Below are 15063 nucleotides of genomic sequence, written 5' to 3'. Positions count from 1 at the left end.
AGGACAGAGGACCTGAACATGACCCTCGCCGCAGACCACGTCCTGCCGGCCGGCCACAGCATCGACTCGATGCGTGCCGAAGCCGAGCGCGCCTACGCGCTGGACCGCGCCCACGTCTTCCACTCCTGGTCGGCCCAGGCGGCGCTGAATCCCATGACCATCACCGCCGCCGAAGGCAGCTACTTCTGGGACGGCGACGGCAACCGCCTGCTCGACTTCTCGTCGCAGCTGGTCAACACCAACATCGGGCACCAGCACCCGAAAGTCGTTGCGGCGATTCAGGAACAGGCCGCCAAACTGTGCACCGTCGCGCCGCAGCATGCCAACGCCGCACGTTCCGAGGCAGCCCGGCTGATCACCGAGCTCACCCCCGGCGACCTGAACCACATCTTCTTCACCAACGGCGGCGCCGACGCCAATGAGCACGCCATCCGCATGGCGCGTCTGCACACCGGCAAGCACAAGGTGCTGGCCCGCTACCGCTCGTACCACGGTGGCACCGACCTCGCGATCAACCTGACCGGTGACCCGCGACGGTTCGCCAACGACCGCGGCGCGGCCGGCGTCGTGCACTTCAACGGACCGTTCCTGTACCGCTCGGTGTTCCACGCCGAGACCGAGGAGCAGGAATCGGCGCGGGCCCTCGACGAACTGCAGCGCGTCATCGAACTCGAAGGCGCGTCGACCATCGCGGCGATCATCCTGGAGTCCATCCCAGGCACCGCCGGCATCATGGTGCCGCCGCCGGGCTACATGGCCGGTGTCCGCGCGCTGTGCGACAAGTACGGCATCGTGATGATCGCCGACGAGGTCATGTCCGGTTTCGGCCGATCCGGAAAGTGGTTCGCCATCAACCACTTCGATGTCGTGCCGGACCTGCTGACCTTCGCCAAGGGCGTCAACTCCGGCTACGTGCCGCTGGGTGGCGTCGCGATCAGCGACGCCATCGCCGCCACTTTCGCCGAGCGGGCCTACCCCGGTGGCCTGACCTACTCCGGCCACCCGTTGGCGACCGCGGCCGCGGTCGCGACCATCAACGCCATGCGCGAGGAGGGCATGGTCGAGAACGCTGCCCATCTGGGTGCAGACATCATCGGGCCGGCTCTGCGGGACTTCGCGCAGCGCCACCCCAGCGTCGGTGAGGTGCGCGGCGCGGGCGTGTTCTGGGCCGTCGAACTGGTGAAGGACCAGAAGACGCGGGAGCCGTTGGCGCCCTACGGTGGCAGCAGCGAGGCGATGAACACCGTCGTCGCGTTCTGCAAGGAGAACGGCTTGATGCCGTTCACCAACTTCAACCGCATCCATGTGGTGCCGCCGTGCAATGCGAGCGACGATGAGGTCCGGGCCGGGCTGGAAATCTTGGACCGCGCCCTCGACGTGGCGGACCAGTACGCCCAGTAGGGGTACTGTCGGCCGGTGCGGATAGCCCTGTTCGCGACGTGCCTGGCCGATGCCATGTTTCCGGCTGCCGCCATCGCCACGGTGCGGCTGCTGGAACGGCTCGGCCACCAGGTGGAGTTTCCCGCCGGGCAGACTTGCTGCGGGCAGATGCACGTCAACACCGGGTATCTGCGCGAGGCGGTGCCGCTGGTGCGCAACCATGTGGAGGCATTCGGCGGCTTCGACGCGATCGTGGCGCCGTCCGGGTCCTGCGTCGGGTCGGTGCGACATCAGCATGCGATGGTGGCGCGGCGCGCCGGGGACGACCAGCTGGCCACGCAGGCCGAATCGGTTGCGGCACACACCTTCGAGCTCTCCGAGTTCCTGGTGGACGTACTCGGCGTCGACGATGTGGGCGCCTACTACCCGCACCGCGTCACCTATCACCCGACGTGCCACTCGCTGCGGCTGCTGGGCGTCGGTGACAAACCACTGCGACTGCTGCGCAACGTCCGGGGCCTGACGCTCGTCGAGCTGCGCTCGGCCGAATCCTGTTGCGGCTTCGGTGGCACATTCGCCTTGAAGAACGCCGAGGTGTCCACGGCGATGCTCGAAGACAAGATGGCGAACATCACGACGACGGGCGCCGAGGTGTGCACCGCCGGTGACGCGTCGTGCCTCATGCACATCGGCGGAGGCCTGAGCCGGACCGGCAGTGGGGTCCGCACCGTACATCTGGCCGAAATCCTGGCAGCCACACCGTGACCGCGGTGTTCCTCGGGCAGCCCGGCGTGGGCAACCTGCGCGGCGACCAGAGTTTCCCGGCGGCGGCACGGACCGCGGTCGCCGATGAGCAACTGCGCCGCAATATCGGCCATGCCACCGGCACCATCCGCGCCAAACGCCTTGCCGCCATTGCCGAATGCGACGACTGGGAACAACTGCGCGCCGCCGGCAGTGCGCTGAAGCAGGATGTGCTGGCGCGGCTGCCCGAACTCCTGGAGGAACTGGAAGCCAACGTCACCGCGCGTGGCGGCACCGTGCACTGGGCCCGCGCCGGCGACGAAGCCAATCGTATTGTCGCCCAGCTCGTCCGGAACACCGGCAGCACCGAGGTCGTCAAGGTGAAGTCCATGGCGACGCAGGAGATCGGACTCAACGAATATCTCGAGGGCGCGGGCATCACGCCCATCGAGACCGACCTGGCCGAGCTGATCGTCCAACTCGGACACGACAAACCGAGTCACATCCTCGTCCCGGCGATCCACCGCAACCGGACCGAGATCCGGGACATCTTCGAACGCGAGATGCCCGGCGCGGGCGACCTCACCGACGAACCCCGGGTACTGGCGATGGCCGCCCGCGCGCATCTGCGTCGAAAGTTCCTGTCCGCCAAGGTCGCCGTCAGCGGCGCCAACTTCGGGGTCGCCGAGACCGGCACCCTGGCTGTCGTCGAATCCGAGGGCAACGGACGGATGTGCCTGACCCTGCCGGAAACCCTGATCACCGTCATGGGCATCGAGAAGGTCATCCCGCGCTTCACCGATCTCGAGGTGTTCATGCAGCTGCTGCCGCGGTCGTCGACCGCCGAGCGGATGAACCCGTACACCTCGATGTGGACCGGCGTGCACCCCGGGGACGGCCCGCAGCAGTTCCACCTGGTGCTGCTCGACAACGGCCGGACCCGGGCACTGGCCGACGAGGTGGGACGTGCTGCGCTGCACTGTATTCGGTGCAGCGCCTGCCTGAACGTCTGCCCCGTCTACGAACGCACCGGGGGGCACGCCTACGGCTCGGTGTACCCCGGGCCCATCGGCGCGATCCTCAGCCCCCTGCTGACCGGCACCACCGGCCACGACGATCCGAACGCGAGCCTGCCGTACGCGTCGTCATTGTGCGGCGCGTGTTTCGAGGCCTGCCCGGTCCGCATCGACATCCCGTCGATCCTGGTACATCTGCGTGCCGCGCAGGTGGATCAGGAACGAGGCGGGCTCCCGTCCGGACAGGATCTGGCGATGAAAACCGCGGGCTGGGCCATGGGGTCCGCGGCGCGGTTCAGGCTGGCGGAGAAGGCTCTCGGCGTGGGACGGCTGCTCGCCGGCAACGACCACCGCATCAGCAGGCTGCCCTGGCCGGCGTCGAAATGGACTGCGAGCCGCGATGTTCCGGCACCACCTGCGCAGACATTCCGGCAGTGGTGGGCCCGTAACCGGGGCGGCACGCAATGAGCGACGCACGGGCGGAGGTGCTGGGCCGGATCCGCGCGGCACTGGGACCGGACGTGCTCGCAGCGGTGCAGGTGCCACGTGACTACGACCGAGAACCGTTGTCCGGCAACGGTGACGTCGAACGATTCGCCGCGACGGTGGCCGACTACCGCGCGCAGGTCCACCGTGTCGGCGCGAGCGAGGTGGCCGCCACCATCGGCGCACTCATCGGAACCGGAACGGCCGTCATCCCCGCGGATCTGCCGCCCGACTGGGTCACCGGCGTCCACACCGTCGTCGACGACCCGCCTGTCGGCCTCGATGTGTTGGACACCGTCGATGCGGTGGTGACCGGCTGCGCTCTCGGGATCGCGGCGACCGGCACCATCGTGCTGGATGCCGGTGTGGCACAGGGCCGGCGCGCGCTGACGCTGGTGCCCGACCATCACGTCTGTGTCATCCGGGCCGGCCAGATCGTCGATACCGTGCCGCAGGCCTTCTCGGCGCTCGACCCCTCACGTCCACTGACCTTCATCTCCGGGCCGAGCGCGACGAGCGATATCGAACTGCAGCGCGTCGAAGGCGTACACGGGCCGCGCACGCTCGACGTCGTCATCGTCGGAGCAGGCCACTGATGACCGAGCCCGTAGCGACCCGGCCGAGCGCCCATTCGATCGCTGTCCGCTACACCGCCGGCTTCACGTCCGCCTACCTGCTGACCACTGCCGAGGTCGTCGCCACCGTCGTGGCGCTGTGCGCCGAAACGCACAGCGCGGCCAGCACATTGCTCAGCCGTGCGAACCTGGCTCCGCTGATCGCCATTGTCACGGTCGGCACGGTGATCGTCACGATCGGGAGTTACCGCGAGATCATCGGCATCGCCCGCTGGTATGCCGCCGGCGCCCTGCCCGATGACATCCAGCGGCGACGCGCCGTCACCGTTGTCCAGCGACAGGCGGCGCTCTCGGCTGTGGTGTGGACCATCGGCGGTGCCACCCTCATCACGACCAATCATCAGGCGATCCCGGCAACGCTGCTCGCCATGACGGCGATTTTCGGCGCCGTGTCGACGCTGAGCACCGGCATGTTGTTCACCCAGCGCGCATACCGGCCGCTGGCGGCCGCGGCCATGCAGGATCATCTCGGCCGGACCGTCACGCCGGGTGTGCTGGCGCGCCTGGTGATCATGTGGGTGATGAACAGCGCGCTGCCGAGCCTGTTCATCGCCGTGCTGATCGTCTGCCGGCACATGGGCTGGTTCATGCCCAAGTCGGCGTCGGTGGACATCCCCGTCGTCGTGGTGGCGGTGGTATCGATGGCGCTCGGGCTCCGGGCGCTCATCGTGGTGTCGCTGTCGATCTCCGATCCGGTGCGCGACGTGGTCGAAGCCATGGCCGAGGTGGAACGCGGCGTTATCGGGCGGACGGTGCCCGTCTACGAGCAGTCCGAAATCGGGCGGCTGCAGAGCGGATTCAACCGCATGGTCGCCGGGCTGCTGGAACGCGACCGGCTGCGCGACCTGTTCGGCCGTCACGTCGGCCCCGACGTGGCGCGGCTGGCCCTGTCGTCGGACGAACCGGGCGGCGAGGTCCGCGACGTCGCGGTGTTGTTCATCGACCTGACCAGTTCCACCCAGATGGCCGAAACCACGGCGCCCGCAGACATCGCCGCGGTGCTGAACGACTTCTTCCGGATCGTGGTGGCCGCCGTCGATCAGCACGGTGGGCTGATCAACAAATTCCAGGGTGACGCCGCACTGGCGATCTACGGCGCTCCCCTGCGTTCGGACTCCGCGGCCACCGACGCCCTGGCGACGGCCCGCACGCTCGGCGTCGCGCTGCAGCAGCTCCCGGTGGTCGATTTCGGCATCGGGGTCACCGCGGGCAGCGTGTTCGCCGGCAACATCGGCGCCGAGAACCGCTATGAGTACACCGTGATCGGTGACCCGGTGAACGAAGCCGCTCGGCTGGCCGATGTCGCCAAGAAGGAGCCCCACCGGACCCTCGCCTCCGACGCCGCAATCAGCCTGTGCGACAACGCAGAACGCGGGCACTGGCGAAGCAGCGGCAGCCGGATGCTGCGCGGACGGTCGAGCCTCACGCACACCTCGGTACCGGTCGGGTAAGAATGGACCATTGTGACTGACATCGTGCCGTTTCAGATCGCCGTGCCCGACGCCGTGCTGGACGATCTGCGCCACCGCCTGACCAACACCCGCTGGCCGGAAGCCGAATGCGTCGACGACTGGAGCCAGGGCATCCCGCTGGGCTACGCGCGCGACCTGGCCGCCTACTGGGCGGACGGCTACGACTGGCGGGCCCGCGAGGCCGCGCTGAACCGGTTCGACCAGTACGTCACCGAAATCGACGGCCTGGATATCCATTTCATCCATCAGCGGTCACCGCACCCCGAGGCGCTGCCGCTGATCATCACGCACGGGTGGCCCGGGTCGATCGCGGAGTTCCAGAAGGTCATCGGGCCGCTGACCGATCCGACCGCGCACGGCGGACGGGCCGAAGACGCGTTTCACGTGGTGTGTCCGTCCCTGCCGGGCTACGGATTCTCGGGTAAGCCCGCGGCCAGCGGCTGGGGCGTCGAGCGGATCGCGCAGGCATGGGACGACCTGATGGTGCGACTCGGCTACCCCCGCTACGGCGCGCAAGGCGGCGACTGGGGCGGCGCGGTGACCACCCAGATCGGGCGAAACGTGGGTCATTGCATCGCGATTCACACCAACATGCCCATGGGCCGGCCCGCAGCCGGCACCACGGAGTTCACCGCCGAGGAACAGCACGCGCTGGCGGCGCTGAAGCGCTACCAGGACGTCGACTCCGGCTACGCCAAGCAACAGTCCACCCGGCCGCAGACCATCGGCTACGGCCTGGTCGACTCACCGGTGGCGCAGCTGGCGTGGATCGTGGAGAAGTTCTGGTCGTGGACCGACCACGACGGTGACGTCGAGAGCGCACTGAGTCGCGACGAGATGCTCGACGACGTGATGATCTACTGGGCCACCGCCACCGGGGCATCGTCGGCACGGCTGTACTGGGAGAGCTTCCGGGTGTTCGGCGGCGCGCGGCAGAAGGTCGAGCTGCCCACCGGCGTCGCGTCGTTCCCGAAGGAGATTCTGCGGGCACCGCGGTCCTGGTGCGAGAGCGGCTACAACATCACCCACTGGACGACGATGCCGCGCGGTGGCCACTTCGCGGCGTTCGAGCAACCCGAGTTGTTCGTCGACGACGTGCGCACCTTCTTCGCGACGGTGCGCTGACTCACGAAGCCCGCAGCCGCCGGTAGCCGCCGTAGATCACCAGTGCGACAACGAAATTCACGAAGTACGCGATGTCGGCGCCATGCCAGGCGACGGCGACGGGTCCTTGCAGCAGCGTGGTGTTCATGAACGGGATCGCGGCGCCGTAGGCCACGGCGAAAGCGGCGAGCGCGGCGATCGCATCGGCGCGCGGCGTGGTCTCCGCGGCCGGGTCGACGGTCAGCCGGCCGCGGCTGCGACGGCGCCAGTCGACGATCACGATGGCCGCGAAGGCCGGAATCCAGTAGCTGATCAGGAGCAGCACATTGGTGAATCGCGTTGCGGTGTCGCCGGTGTGGAGCCAGAGAATCAGACCGAACGCCAGCGCCGTCACCACCAATGAGGACACCGGCCGCCGCACGCGCACGCCCAGCGTCTGCAGCGCAAGGGAACCGCTGTAGTCGTTCATCACGCCCGAGCCGACCGACGCCAGCGCGATGACGGCCAGCGCGATGGCACCCAGGGCTCCCCCGCCCATCACCGACCGCACGCCCTCGGCGGTCTGGTCGGTGATGAGACTCCCCGCAGCGATGCCGATGGTCTCGACGAACACGTAGGCGGTGGCCAGTCCGGCGAAACTGAACCCGAACACCTTGCGCGGCGCGGAATCCGCCGGGAGGTAGCGGCTGAAATCGGCGGCATAGCTGGCCCAGGACACGGCCAGGCTCAGCGCGATCGTGACCGCCAGCACGAAGGCACCGGCGAGGTCGGCACCATGCGCGGTGGCCGGCGTGACGACCTGGTGTCCGGCAACGAGTTTGACCGCGAACACGACGAACGTCGCGAACAGCACCACCGTGAGAACGGCCTGCAGTCGATGGATCAGCTCGTAGCCGATGAACCCGACCGCGCCCTGCACGCCCAGCACGATCAGCACGGCCGCCCAGAACGGGATACCGAGCAGCACCGCCAGCGCCTCGCCGCCGAACAGACCGACCAGCGCGTCCCACGCCACCGACGAGAGCCATTGCAGGACAGCGGGTACCGCGATCAAGCCACCGAAAGCCATCCGCGCACCGGGCAATTGCGCGGTGCCGGTGCGAGGACCCAGCGTGGAGAGGTAGCCGACCACCAGTGACCCGAGCACCGTGCCGACCAGCATCGCCAGCATCGCCAGCCAGAATCCCAGACCCAGCGCACCGATCATCGCGCCGGTGAAGACGCACGTCATGTTGATCTGCGGCGCGAACCACACCGTGAACAGCCGGCCCGGTGTGCCGTACCGGCGATCGGCCGGAACCGGGGCGATGCCATGGGTTTCCACCGACATGTCCCCGGCCCGGCTGGGGGTGCGGCCGGTGAACGACGAGGCGGTGAGCGCGGTGGCCGGTGGCGTCATGCCCCTATTCGACCATGAGGGCCGGTTCCCGGTGGCCTGCCCCGGCCACGGGTCGCGCACCGCGGCGGGCGGCACCGACACCGGCCAGCACGACAAGTGCGATACCGGCGATGGCAGGCAGGCCCGGCACCTGATGCAGGATGAGCAGCCCGAGCATCATGGCGAAAGCCGGCTCGAGGCTCATGAGCGTGCCGAACGCTGCCGCGGTGAGGCGCTGCAGCGCCAGCATCTCCAGAGTGAACGGGATGGCCGGCAACAGGATGGCCAGGCCCAGGCCGGCCAACAGCAGGTGCGGCGTCAGATGGCCGATGACCGACGGCCCGGCCACCATGGTGACGACCAGCCCGGCGACCGGCATGGACACCGCGAGCCCCGTGATGCCGGTGACCTCGTCGCCCACGCGCTGGGTCAGCAGGATGTAGGCACCGAGGCAGACCGCCGAAGCCAGCGCGGCCAGTACCCCGACGGGGTCGACGGCGGCCGCCCACGGTTGCGTGAGCAACACGACGCCGGTGCCGGCCATCGCCGGGAACAGCAGCCGCCCGCGGCCGCGCCCCTTGGCCACTGCGACGGCAAGCGGCCCAAGGCATTCCAGGGCGCTGGCGGTGCCGAGCGGGATGCGCGAGACCGCCACCATGAACAGCAGGGTGAACCCGGCGGTGGTGATGCCGAGCAGGACGCACGACACGAACGCTGACCGCGTGAAGGACGCCGGCCGCGGCCGGACGAACAGCAGCATCAGCACGCCCGCCCACGCGAGGCGGAGCCACGCCACACCGGCCGGCCCGACACCGTCCATCAGCTTCACCGCGAGCGCCGCGCCCAGCTGCACCGACATCATCGACGCGACGGTCATGAGTGCGCCGTTTCGCGCCGCTGCGGTGGTCATGCGTGTATTGAACGGGAACCAGAATGTTCATGTCCACGTGATAATCGTGGACATATCGTTCGCAATTCATGAATGAAGCCGTTGTTGCAGCGACTGCAGCAACGGCCCCTTCGCGATCCGGATCAGAACCGAATCGATCAGAACGTCGGAACGAACGTGCCGTTCACCCAGACGCCCCAGTGGTTCCATCCGGCATCCCAGACCTGGGGATTACCCATCGACCACGCCGGTTCAGCCGGTTTCGGGGGTGCCCATGCCGGCGGCGCCGTCACGGTGGGCCCGGGAGGCGGCGTCATGCCGGCCGTGGCCATGCCTGTGCCGACACCTGCGGCGCCGGCGAACAGTGCACCGGCAACAGCAGTGGTGACAGCTGTTTTCTTCATCCTCATCGCGATCCTCCAATCAGATGATTGTGGGGTGTCCACCCCACGGATTGCTCGGACAGTTCTTGGTTACCGCATGCATCCCATCGCTAAACCTTCTGCAGCGCTTCAGACCTCGCGCCTGATCCGCTCCGGGAACCGGCTGTGGCCGAAGTCGATCTGGGCGCCGGGATTGCTGACCGCGGTGGTCAGGCCGGTGCCGATCGGTCCAGCGCTGTCGTACAAGGTGGTGGCACCGACCGCGATGCCGTGGGCCGCCCAGTGCGTCTCGGCCTCGACGCCGACCCAGTCGTCCTGCGGCAGCCGCGTCAACGCCACAGTGAGGTCGCCGTTGATGTAGCCGATGCCCGCGGTGCCCAGATTCGTGACCATGCTGGTGCCCCTCGGCCGTCACCGCAGCACGGACGAACGGGGTGTTGACCTGCCCCTCGATGACGTCGATGGACCGGTTGACGTAACGCTTGCGGCCGGTGTTCTGATGCTCGGCGATGGTTCGCGTCCAGCCGACACCGTCACTGCTGATGTATGGCGCCAGGCCGTCATCGATCACCGCGGGCGGCTCGAAATCGGTTGTGCCAAACCACTCCTGACCAGCAGGCGCCTCGGCGAGCCGATACTGCACCAACGTGGCCCTGGCGACAGTGACGCCGTCCTGCACCACGTCACACTCGGAATTGCGCACCCGCCGCCCGTCCCGAACCAACTTCACCACCGTCGTCGTCGGCACGCCACGCGCGGCGCGGAACAGGTCGACGGTGAGCCGGGCCGGCAGAAAGTCGGGTAAACCGAACGCGGCCTCCAGCGCGTGCGCGGCCAGCCCCACCACCGCCGGGCCGTTGAGGTGGTCCTCACCCCACAAGCTCTGGGCGAATCGGGTCGGCTGAACCCGATCGGCGTCGAGCGGGACGAAGTGCGCGGGGCGTGCGGTCATTTTCGGATCGTCGCACATTGGCTAAATATTCATAACTTCGGGCCGGAACACGCAGAATCGTGCAGATTCCCTGGACAATGATGAGATGGACACCCGCCGGCTGCGCCTCCTGCTGGCGCTGTCGCGCCTGGGGTCGATGCGAGCCGTCGCCGAGAACCTCAATCTCACGACGTCGACGGTGTCGCAACAGATCGCTGCGCTCGCCAAGGAAACCGGCACCCAACTGATCGAACCGGAAGGGCGCCGGGTCAGGCTGACACCGGCCGGACAGCGCCTCGCCGACCATGCGGTGACCATCCTCGCCGCCGTCGACGCGGCGCGCCTCGACCTCGATTCCGGCGCCGAACCCGTCGGCACCCTGCGGATCGGCGGCTTCGCCACCGGCATCCGCGTCTCGCTGCTGCCGATCCTGGCGGAATTGACCCGGGAACACCCCGGAATCGATGTTGCGATAAGCGAATACGAGCCCATCGAGGCGTTCGCGTTGCTCACCGACGACGACCTGGACCTGGCCCTGACCTACGACTACAACCTGGCTCCGGCCTCCCCCAGCCCGCTCCTGGAAGGCTTTGCCCTGTGGTCGATTCCATGGGGGCTGGGCCTGCCGGCCGATGAGGCGAACGGACCCGCCGAACTGTCCGAGTACGCGGACCGGACCTGGATCGTCAACTCCCGCAACACCGCTGACGAGGATGCCGTCCGCACACTGGGTGCGCTCAGCGGATTCACCCCGCGCATCGCCCATCAGATCGACAGCCTGGAACTGGTCGAGGACCTGATCGTCGCCGGGTACGGCGTCGGGCTGCTGCCGCTGGAACGGCCCACCAGCGCGGGCATCAAGGTCGTCCCGCTGGCCGGGCCGACGGTGATCCACACCGCCTACGCCGTCACCCGCAAGGGCCGCACCAACTGGCCACCGCTGCGGGCGGTGCTCGACCGGCTGCGCCCGGGCGACGGGCCGGTGCCGCTGCCGACATGGCCCCGGCCAGAGGCGGTCGGCCCCGAATGACACTGACCGAGATCTGGGAGGCTACCGGCGTGAAACTGCTCAGGGCGGCACTGGTCGCGACACTGCTGACCGGCATCCCGCTGCCCACCGCGCGCGCCGAATGCACCGGCGCCTGCGATGCGCAGCAACGCATCGCGACGGCGGACTCCTACCTCGCGACCCGGCCGGGCACCGTCGGATATGTGCTCCGCGACCGCAAAACCGGTGCGGTGTACCGCAATTCGCATGCCGGCGACATGGTCTGGACGGCCTCGACCATCAAGCTCGGCATGGTGGTGGACCTGTTCGCCCGGCAGAGCGCCGGGCTGCTGCGGCTCACCGACAACGACATCGCCCTGATGGGCAAGATGCTGCACACCTCGGACAACGACGCCGCCGACACCCTGTGGTCCCGGTACGGCGGACCCGACCACACGATCTTCAACAACGACTTCCCGCACTTCGGCATGACCCGGGTCCAACCACAGCGCGGGTTCGGAGACATGTTCCCGTACTGGGGCTTTCAGAAGTCCACCACCGACGATCTGGACCAGATGGTCAACTACATGCTGACCAAGCTGCGGCCCAACGAGACCGCGTGGATCGTCAATGCCATGCAGCACGTCGACCCCATTCAGCAGTGGGGTGTCTGGGGCGCCGGCCCGGGGATGTCGCCCGGCAACAAGGACGGCTGGTCCGACGAGCAGGGCGGCTGGGTGACCAACACCGTCGGATTCGCCGGGCCCGGACAACGTTTCACGCTCGCCGTCATGAACGCGTTGAACGGCGCCGGCGGCAATGCGGACGGCCAGGCCACCACTACGCGGCTAAGCCAGATATTGCTGGCCGATCGGCAGTAAATTGACGCCATGACCTACGGCGAGAACTACCCCACCCCAGGCGCTTACGGCGCACCCACGCCGGTGCATCCCGGTGACCTGCTGCCCCGATTCTTCGCGCGGTTCATCGACGGACTGATCGTCGGAGTCCTGGCCTTCTTCGGCGCCTTCTCCATCGGCTCGATGTCCGACGTCATGGTGACCGGCCTGTTCTCCGGACTGGGCACTTTCCTGTACTTCGTGCTGTTCGAGGTCCTGGCCGGGGCGACGCCCGGCAAGATGCTGCTGGGCCTCAGCGTCCGCGGACCCCACGGCGTGGCGAAGCCCGACTTCAAGCAGTCGGCCATCCGCAACTCGTTCACCCTGCTGCCCATCATCCCGTGAGTCGGCGGGCTGCTGGCGTTCATCGCCTACATCTTCATCGCGGTCACCATCAACTCCAGCCCCTGCAAACAGGGCCGGCACGACGAACTCGCCGGCGGCACCCAGGTGGTCAAGAAGTAGGCCCTAGCCGTGGACCAGTGAAAAGCCTTCCCAGGCCTGACGCTGCTCGGCGCGCGGATCGAACTCGACGCGGGTCTTGCGGTCGAACACCAGCACGGCGCGGTCGGCTGCGTCGTACTGCGGCCAGCCCTCGCCGGGGATGCCCGTCCTGGCGAACGCCCGCCACCGGTTCTGGACGTCATTGCTGATCCGCAGCGCCGACTTGCGGTCCATGGCGGCGGTCAGCACCGAACCCAGCGGGGTCCGGTACACGTCGAACACCGCGAGCAGTTCGGTGGCGTGCGTGGCACCGAGGCCGGTCCAATGCAGCGCCGGCGGCGCGTAGTCGTACCGGTAGGCGTACGTGGGCGCGTGGCGCATGTGCGCCCCGGCGATCTCCCAGGACGCGGTGCCGAAAGCGAAGTCGCCGCCGAGCTTGATACAGGCGTCGGCAGACCGCGGATAGCCCGGATACGCCCCGGTGATCCGGGCGCGCCGTTCCGCAGGGAGGTGAGCGAGGATGCGTTCGATCATGGCCTCGTTGGTGGGCAGCAGCTGCATGAACTTGGTGAACAGCCGGCCCTCGTCGGCATTGCTACCAACGATCAGCGGCACCTGGTGGGCCCGCCCCTCGCGCATCGCGACCATCGGGTCTTCGGGCAGGAACTCGGTTCCGTACGCCGGCCCGGCCGGGAAGGCACCCGGCATGTCGCCGACGGCACCATGAATGACGCTGTCCAGCGCGGCCATCAGCTCAGCCGGTCTCGCCGACATCAGCGCGGCGGCACCGTCCCGCTCGCCGGCTCCCAAGGCTTCGGCGAACTGCTTCGCGAACTGGGCGGCCGCGTCGGGTGAGCGCACCATGCCGCTGGCGGGGCTCTCCGCAATCGCCTGGTGGAAAAGGCCTTTCGCCTGCGGCACGGCGAGCAGCGTCGCCACGGCGTGGGCCCCGGCGCTCTCCCCGAAAATGGTCACGTTGTCCGGGTCGCCGCCGAACACGGCGATGTTGGTCCGCACCCACTTCAGCGCCGCCACCAGGTCCCGCAGGAACAGATTGTCGTCCAGCGGGTGCTCCGCCGTGGCCAGGGTGGACACATCGAAGCAGCCGAGCGCACCCAGCCGGTAGTTGGCCGAGACGAAGATGCAGCCGCGCCGCGCCAGCGCGGCACCGTCGTAGATCGGGGTCGCGGAACTGCCGAGGATGTAACCGCCACCGTGGATGAAGAACATCACGGGCAGCGGCTCACCGGTGGACTGCTCGGGCGTCACCACGTTCAGCGTCAGGCAGTCCTCGCCCATCGGCTGGTACTTGCCCACGCTCAGCATCGTGTACTTGCGCTCCTGCGGCGCGCAGTAGGTGAAGCCATGGCAGTAGCGCACGCCGCGCCAGGGCTGCACGGGTTGCGGGGCCCGGTAGCGCCACGGACCCACCGGGGGCCGCGCGTAAGGTACGGAACGCCAGCGGTGCACGCCGTCGCGGGTGAACCCCTCGATGGTTCCGCTGTCGATAGTCACGCGGACGGTACGTTCGTGCATAAATGGACACTATCGAAAATCTGTAATCCTCGGGGTGCCTGAACCGCGTGTTGGGGTGGTGCCGGTTACCCTGGCGGGCATGCGACTTCCGGTGGCCCTCGCGGCATGTGCCCTGGTTGCTGGTTGTGCCGCCAATTCGGACCAGCACGGACAGCCCGGCGTGGCGATCTCCGAGCCGTCTCTGTCGGCCACCGCACCGGCGAGTCGTCCCCCGGCCCCGGCGCCCAAGGCCGCGCCCACGACGCCGCCGCCCGCGGGCGCGCCGGTCGCCGACGTGATCGCCTGGGTGGAGGCCGGCACCCCGGCCGACCCGGCCGGGTTCCACACCGCGACACGCGACGGCACGCCGACCGATCTGGGCACCGACATCGCGTTCACCACGGCGTCGGGCGCCAACTGCATCACCGACAAGAGCTTCAACGGTGCACTGGCATGCCTGATGCACCTGACGTCCCCACCGCCGCAACCGGCCGACACCTACGGCCACTGGGTCGGCGGCTGGGTCGATTTCGAAGGACCCACCGCGGAAGTCGGTTCGGTACACGGGGATCCAGGGCGTTTCAACGCCGGCACCGGACCCAAACTGAAGGACGGCCAGAGCCTGCGGTTCGGCGACTATCAATGCCGCGCCGACGCCACCGGGCCGGTCTGCGTGAATTACGCGCGCCGCACCGCGGTCCGGTTCAGCAACGCCGGCATCCAGACCTTCGGTTGCCTGACGCCGGTGCTGCCGGCGCCCGAAGGCGTCGGGCTGAAGTTCGCCTGCACGACAGCCTGA

General features: G+C 68.4%; 13 protein-coding genes and 2 pseudogenes. 10 read left to right on the top strand and 5 right to left on the bottom strand.

Annotated features, from left to right (window positions below; translation table 11 throughout):
- The first annotated feature begins 18 nt into the window (after positions 1–18).
- Genes VXD91_RS04120 through VXD91_RS04095 form a run of 6 tightly spaced genes read left to right on the top strand, consistent with a single transcriptional unit; the run spans position 19 to position 6858 of the window.
- Complete coding sequence (locus VXD91_RS04120) at positions 19–1401, top strand: aspartate aminotransferase family protein (protein WP_346414697.1); 1383 nt, start codon at positions 19–21, stop codon at positions 1399–1401.
- Positions 1402–1416: 15 nt separating this feature from the next.
- Positions 1417–2145, top strand: a complete 729-nt coding sequence (locus VXD91_RS04115; protein WP_346414696.1) for a (Fe-S)-binding protein — start codon at positions 1417–1419, stop codon at positions 2143–2145.
- Positions 2142–3608, top strand: a complete 1467-nt coding sequence (locus VXD91_RS04110) for a LutB/LldF family L-lactate oxidation iron-sulfur protein (protein ID WP_346414695.1) — start codon at positions 2142–2144, stop codon at positions 3606–3608. Before VXD91_RS04115 ends, VXD91_RS04110 begins: the two co-directional genes overlap by 4 nt.
- On the top strand, positions 3605–4222 hold the full coding sequence (locus tag VXD91_RS04105; protein WP_346414694.1) for an LUD domain-containing protein: 618 nt from the start codon (positions 3605–3607) through the stop codon (positions 4220–4222). Before VXD91_RS04110 ends, VXD91_RS04105 begins: the two co-directional genes overlap by 4 nt.
- Positions 4222–5712 (top strand): adenylate/guanylate cyclase domain-containing protein, encoded by a 1491-nt coding sequence (locus VXD91_RS04100; protein WP_346414693.1) that lies wholly within the window; start codon positions 4222–4224, stop codon positions 5710–5712. The genes VXD91_RS04105 and VXD91_RS04100 overlap by 1 nt, the downstream gene beginning before the upstream one ends.
- 21 nt (positions 5713–5733) lie before the next feature.
- Positions 5734–6858 (top strand): epoxide hydrolase family protein, encoded by a 1125-nt coding sequence (locus tag VXD91_RS04095; protein WP_346414768.1) that lies wholly within the window; start codon positions 5734–5736, stop codon positions 6856–6858.
- 1 nt (position 6859) lies between these two features.
- Here the strand turns inward: VXD91_RS04095 and VXD91_RS04090 are convergent, their stop codons facing one another.
- From VXD91_RS04090 to VXD91_RS04075, 4 genes and pseudogenes are all read right to left on the bottom strand, one after another.
- Complete coding sequence (locus VXD91_RS04090) at positions 6860–8236, bottom strand: cytosine permease (protein WP_064858141.1); 1377 nt, start codon at positions 8234–8236, stop codon at positions 6860–6862.
- 4 nt (positions 8237–8240) lie between these two features.
- Positions 8241–9125, bottom strand: a complete 885-nt coding sequence (locus VXD91_RS04085; RefSeq protein WP_064858142.1) for an EamA family transporter — start codon at positions 9123–9125, stop codon at positions 8241–8243.
- Positions 9126–9262: 137 nt separating this feature from the next.
- Positions 9263–9514, bottom strand: a complete 252-nt coding sequence (locus tag VXD91_RS04080; RefSeq protein ID WP_138249253.1) for a hypothetical protein — start codon at positions 9512–9514, stop codon at positions 9263–9265.
- A 102-nt stretch (positions 9515–9616) separates the two neighbouring features.
- A pseudogene (locus VXD91_RS04075) lies at positions 9617–10439 on the bottom strand (acyl-CoA thioesterase domain-containing protein).
- Positions 10440–10524: 85 nt separating this feature from the next.
- Between VXD91_RS04075 and VXD91_RS04070 the strand changes: the two are divergent.
- From VXD91_RS04070 to VXD91_RS04060, 3 genes and pseudogenes are all read left to right on the top strand, one after another.
- On the top strand, positions 10525–11448 hold the full coding sequence (locus VXD91_RS04070; protein ID WP_138249251.1) for a LysR family transcriptional regulator: 924 nt from the start codon (positions 10525–10527) through the stop codon (positions 11446–11448).
- A gap of 74 nt (positions 11449–11522) precedes the next feature.
- Positions 11523–12287, top strand: a complete 765-nt coding sequence (locus tag VXD91_RS04065; protein ID WP_346414767.1) for a tat pathway signal sequence — start codon at positions 11523–11525, stop codon at positions 12285–12287.
- Between the two features lie 9 nt (positions 12288–12296).
- A pseudogene (locus VXD91_RS04060) lies at positions 12297–12770 on the top strand (RDD family protein).
- Positions 12771–12773: 3 nt separating this feature from the next.
- Here the strand turns inward: VXD91_RS04060 and VXD91_RS04055 are convergent.
- A complete protein-coding gene (locus VXD91_RS04055; RefSeq protein ID WP_346414692.1) occupies positions 12774–14285 on the bottom strand; it encodes a carboxylesterase/lipase family protein in 1512 nt (503 codons plus the stop codon).
- 79 nt (positions 14286–14364) lie between these two features.
- On the opposite strand from VXD91_RS04055, the gene VXD91_RS04050 reads away from it, so the two are divergent.
- Entirely contained in the window at positions 14365–15063 is a 699-nt protein-coding gene (locus VXD91_RS04050) for a hypothetical protein (RefSeq protein WP_064858167.1), read from the top strand.

Origin of the sequence: Mycobacterium sp. SM3041 (assembly GCF_039668335.1) — a bacterium.
In the GTDB taxonomy this organism is placed as follows: domain Bacteria; phylum Actinomycetota; class Actinomycetes; order Mycobacteriales; family Mycobacteriaceae; genus Mycobacterium.
The sequence above is the reverse complement of the archived record's forward strand: the minus strand, read 5'-3'. Positions and strand labels throughout refer to the sequence as shown.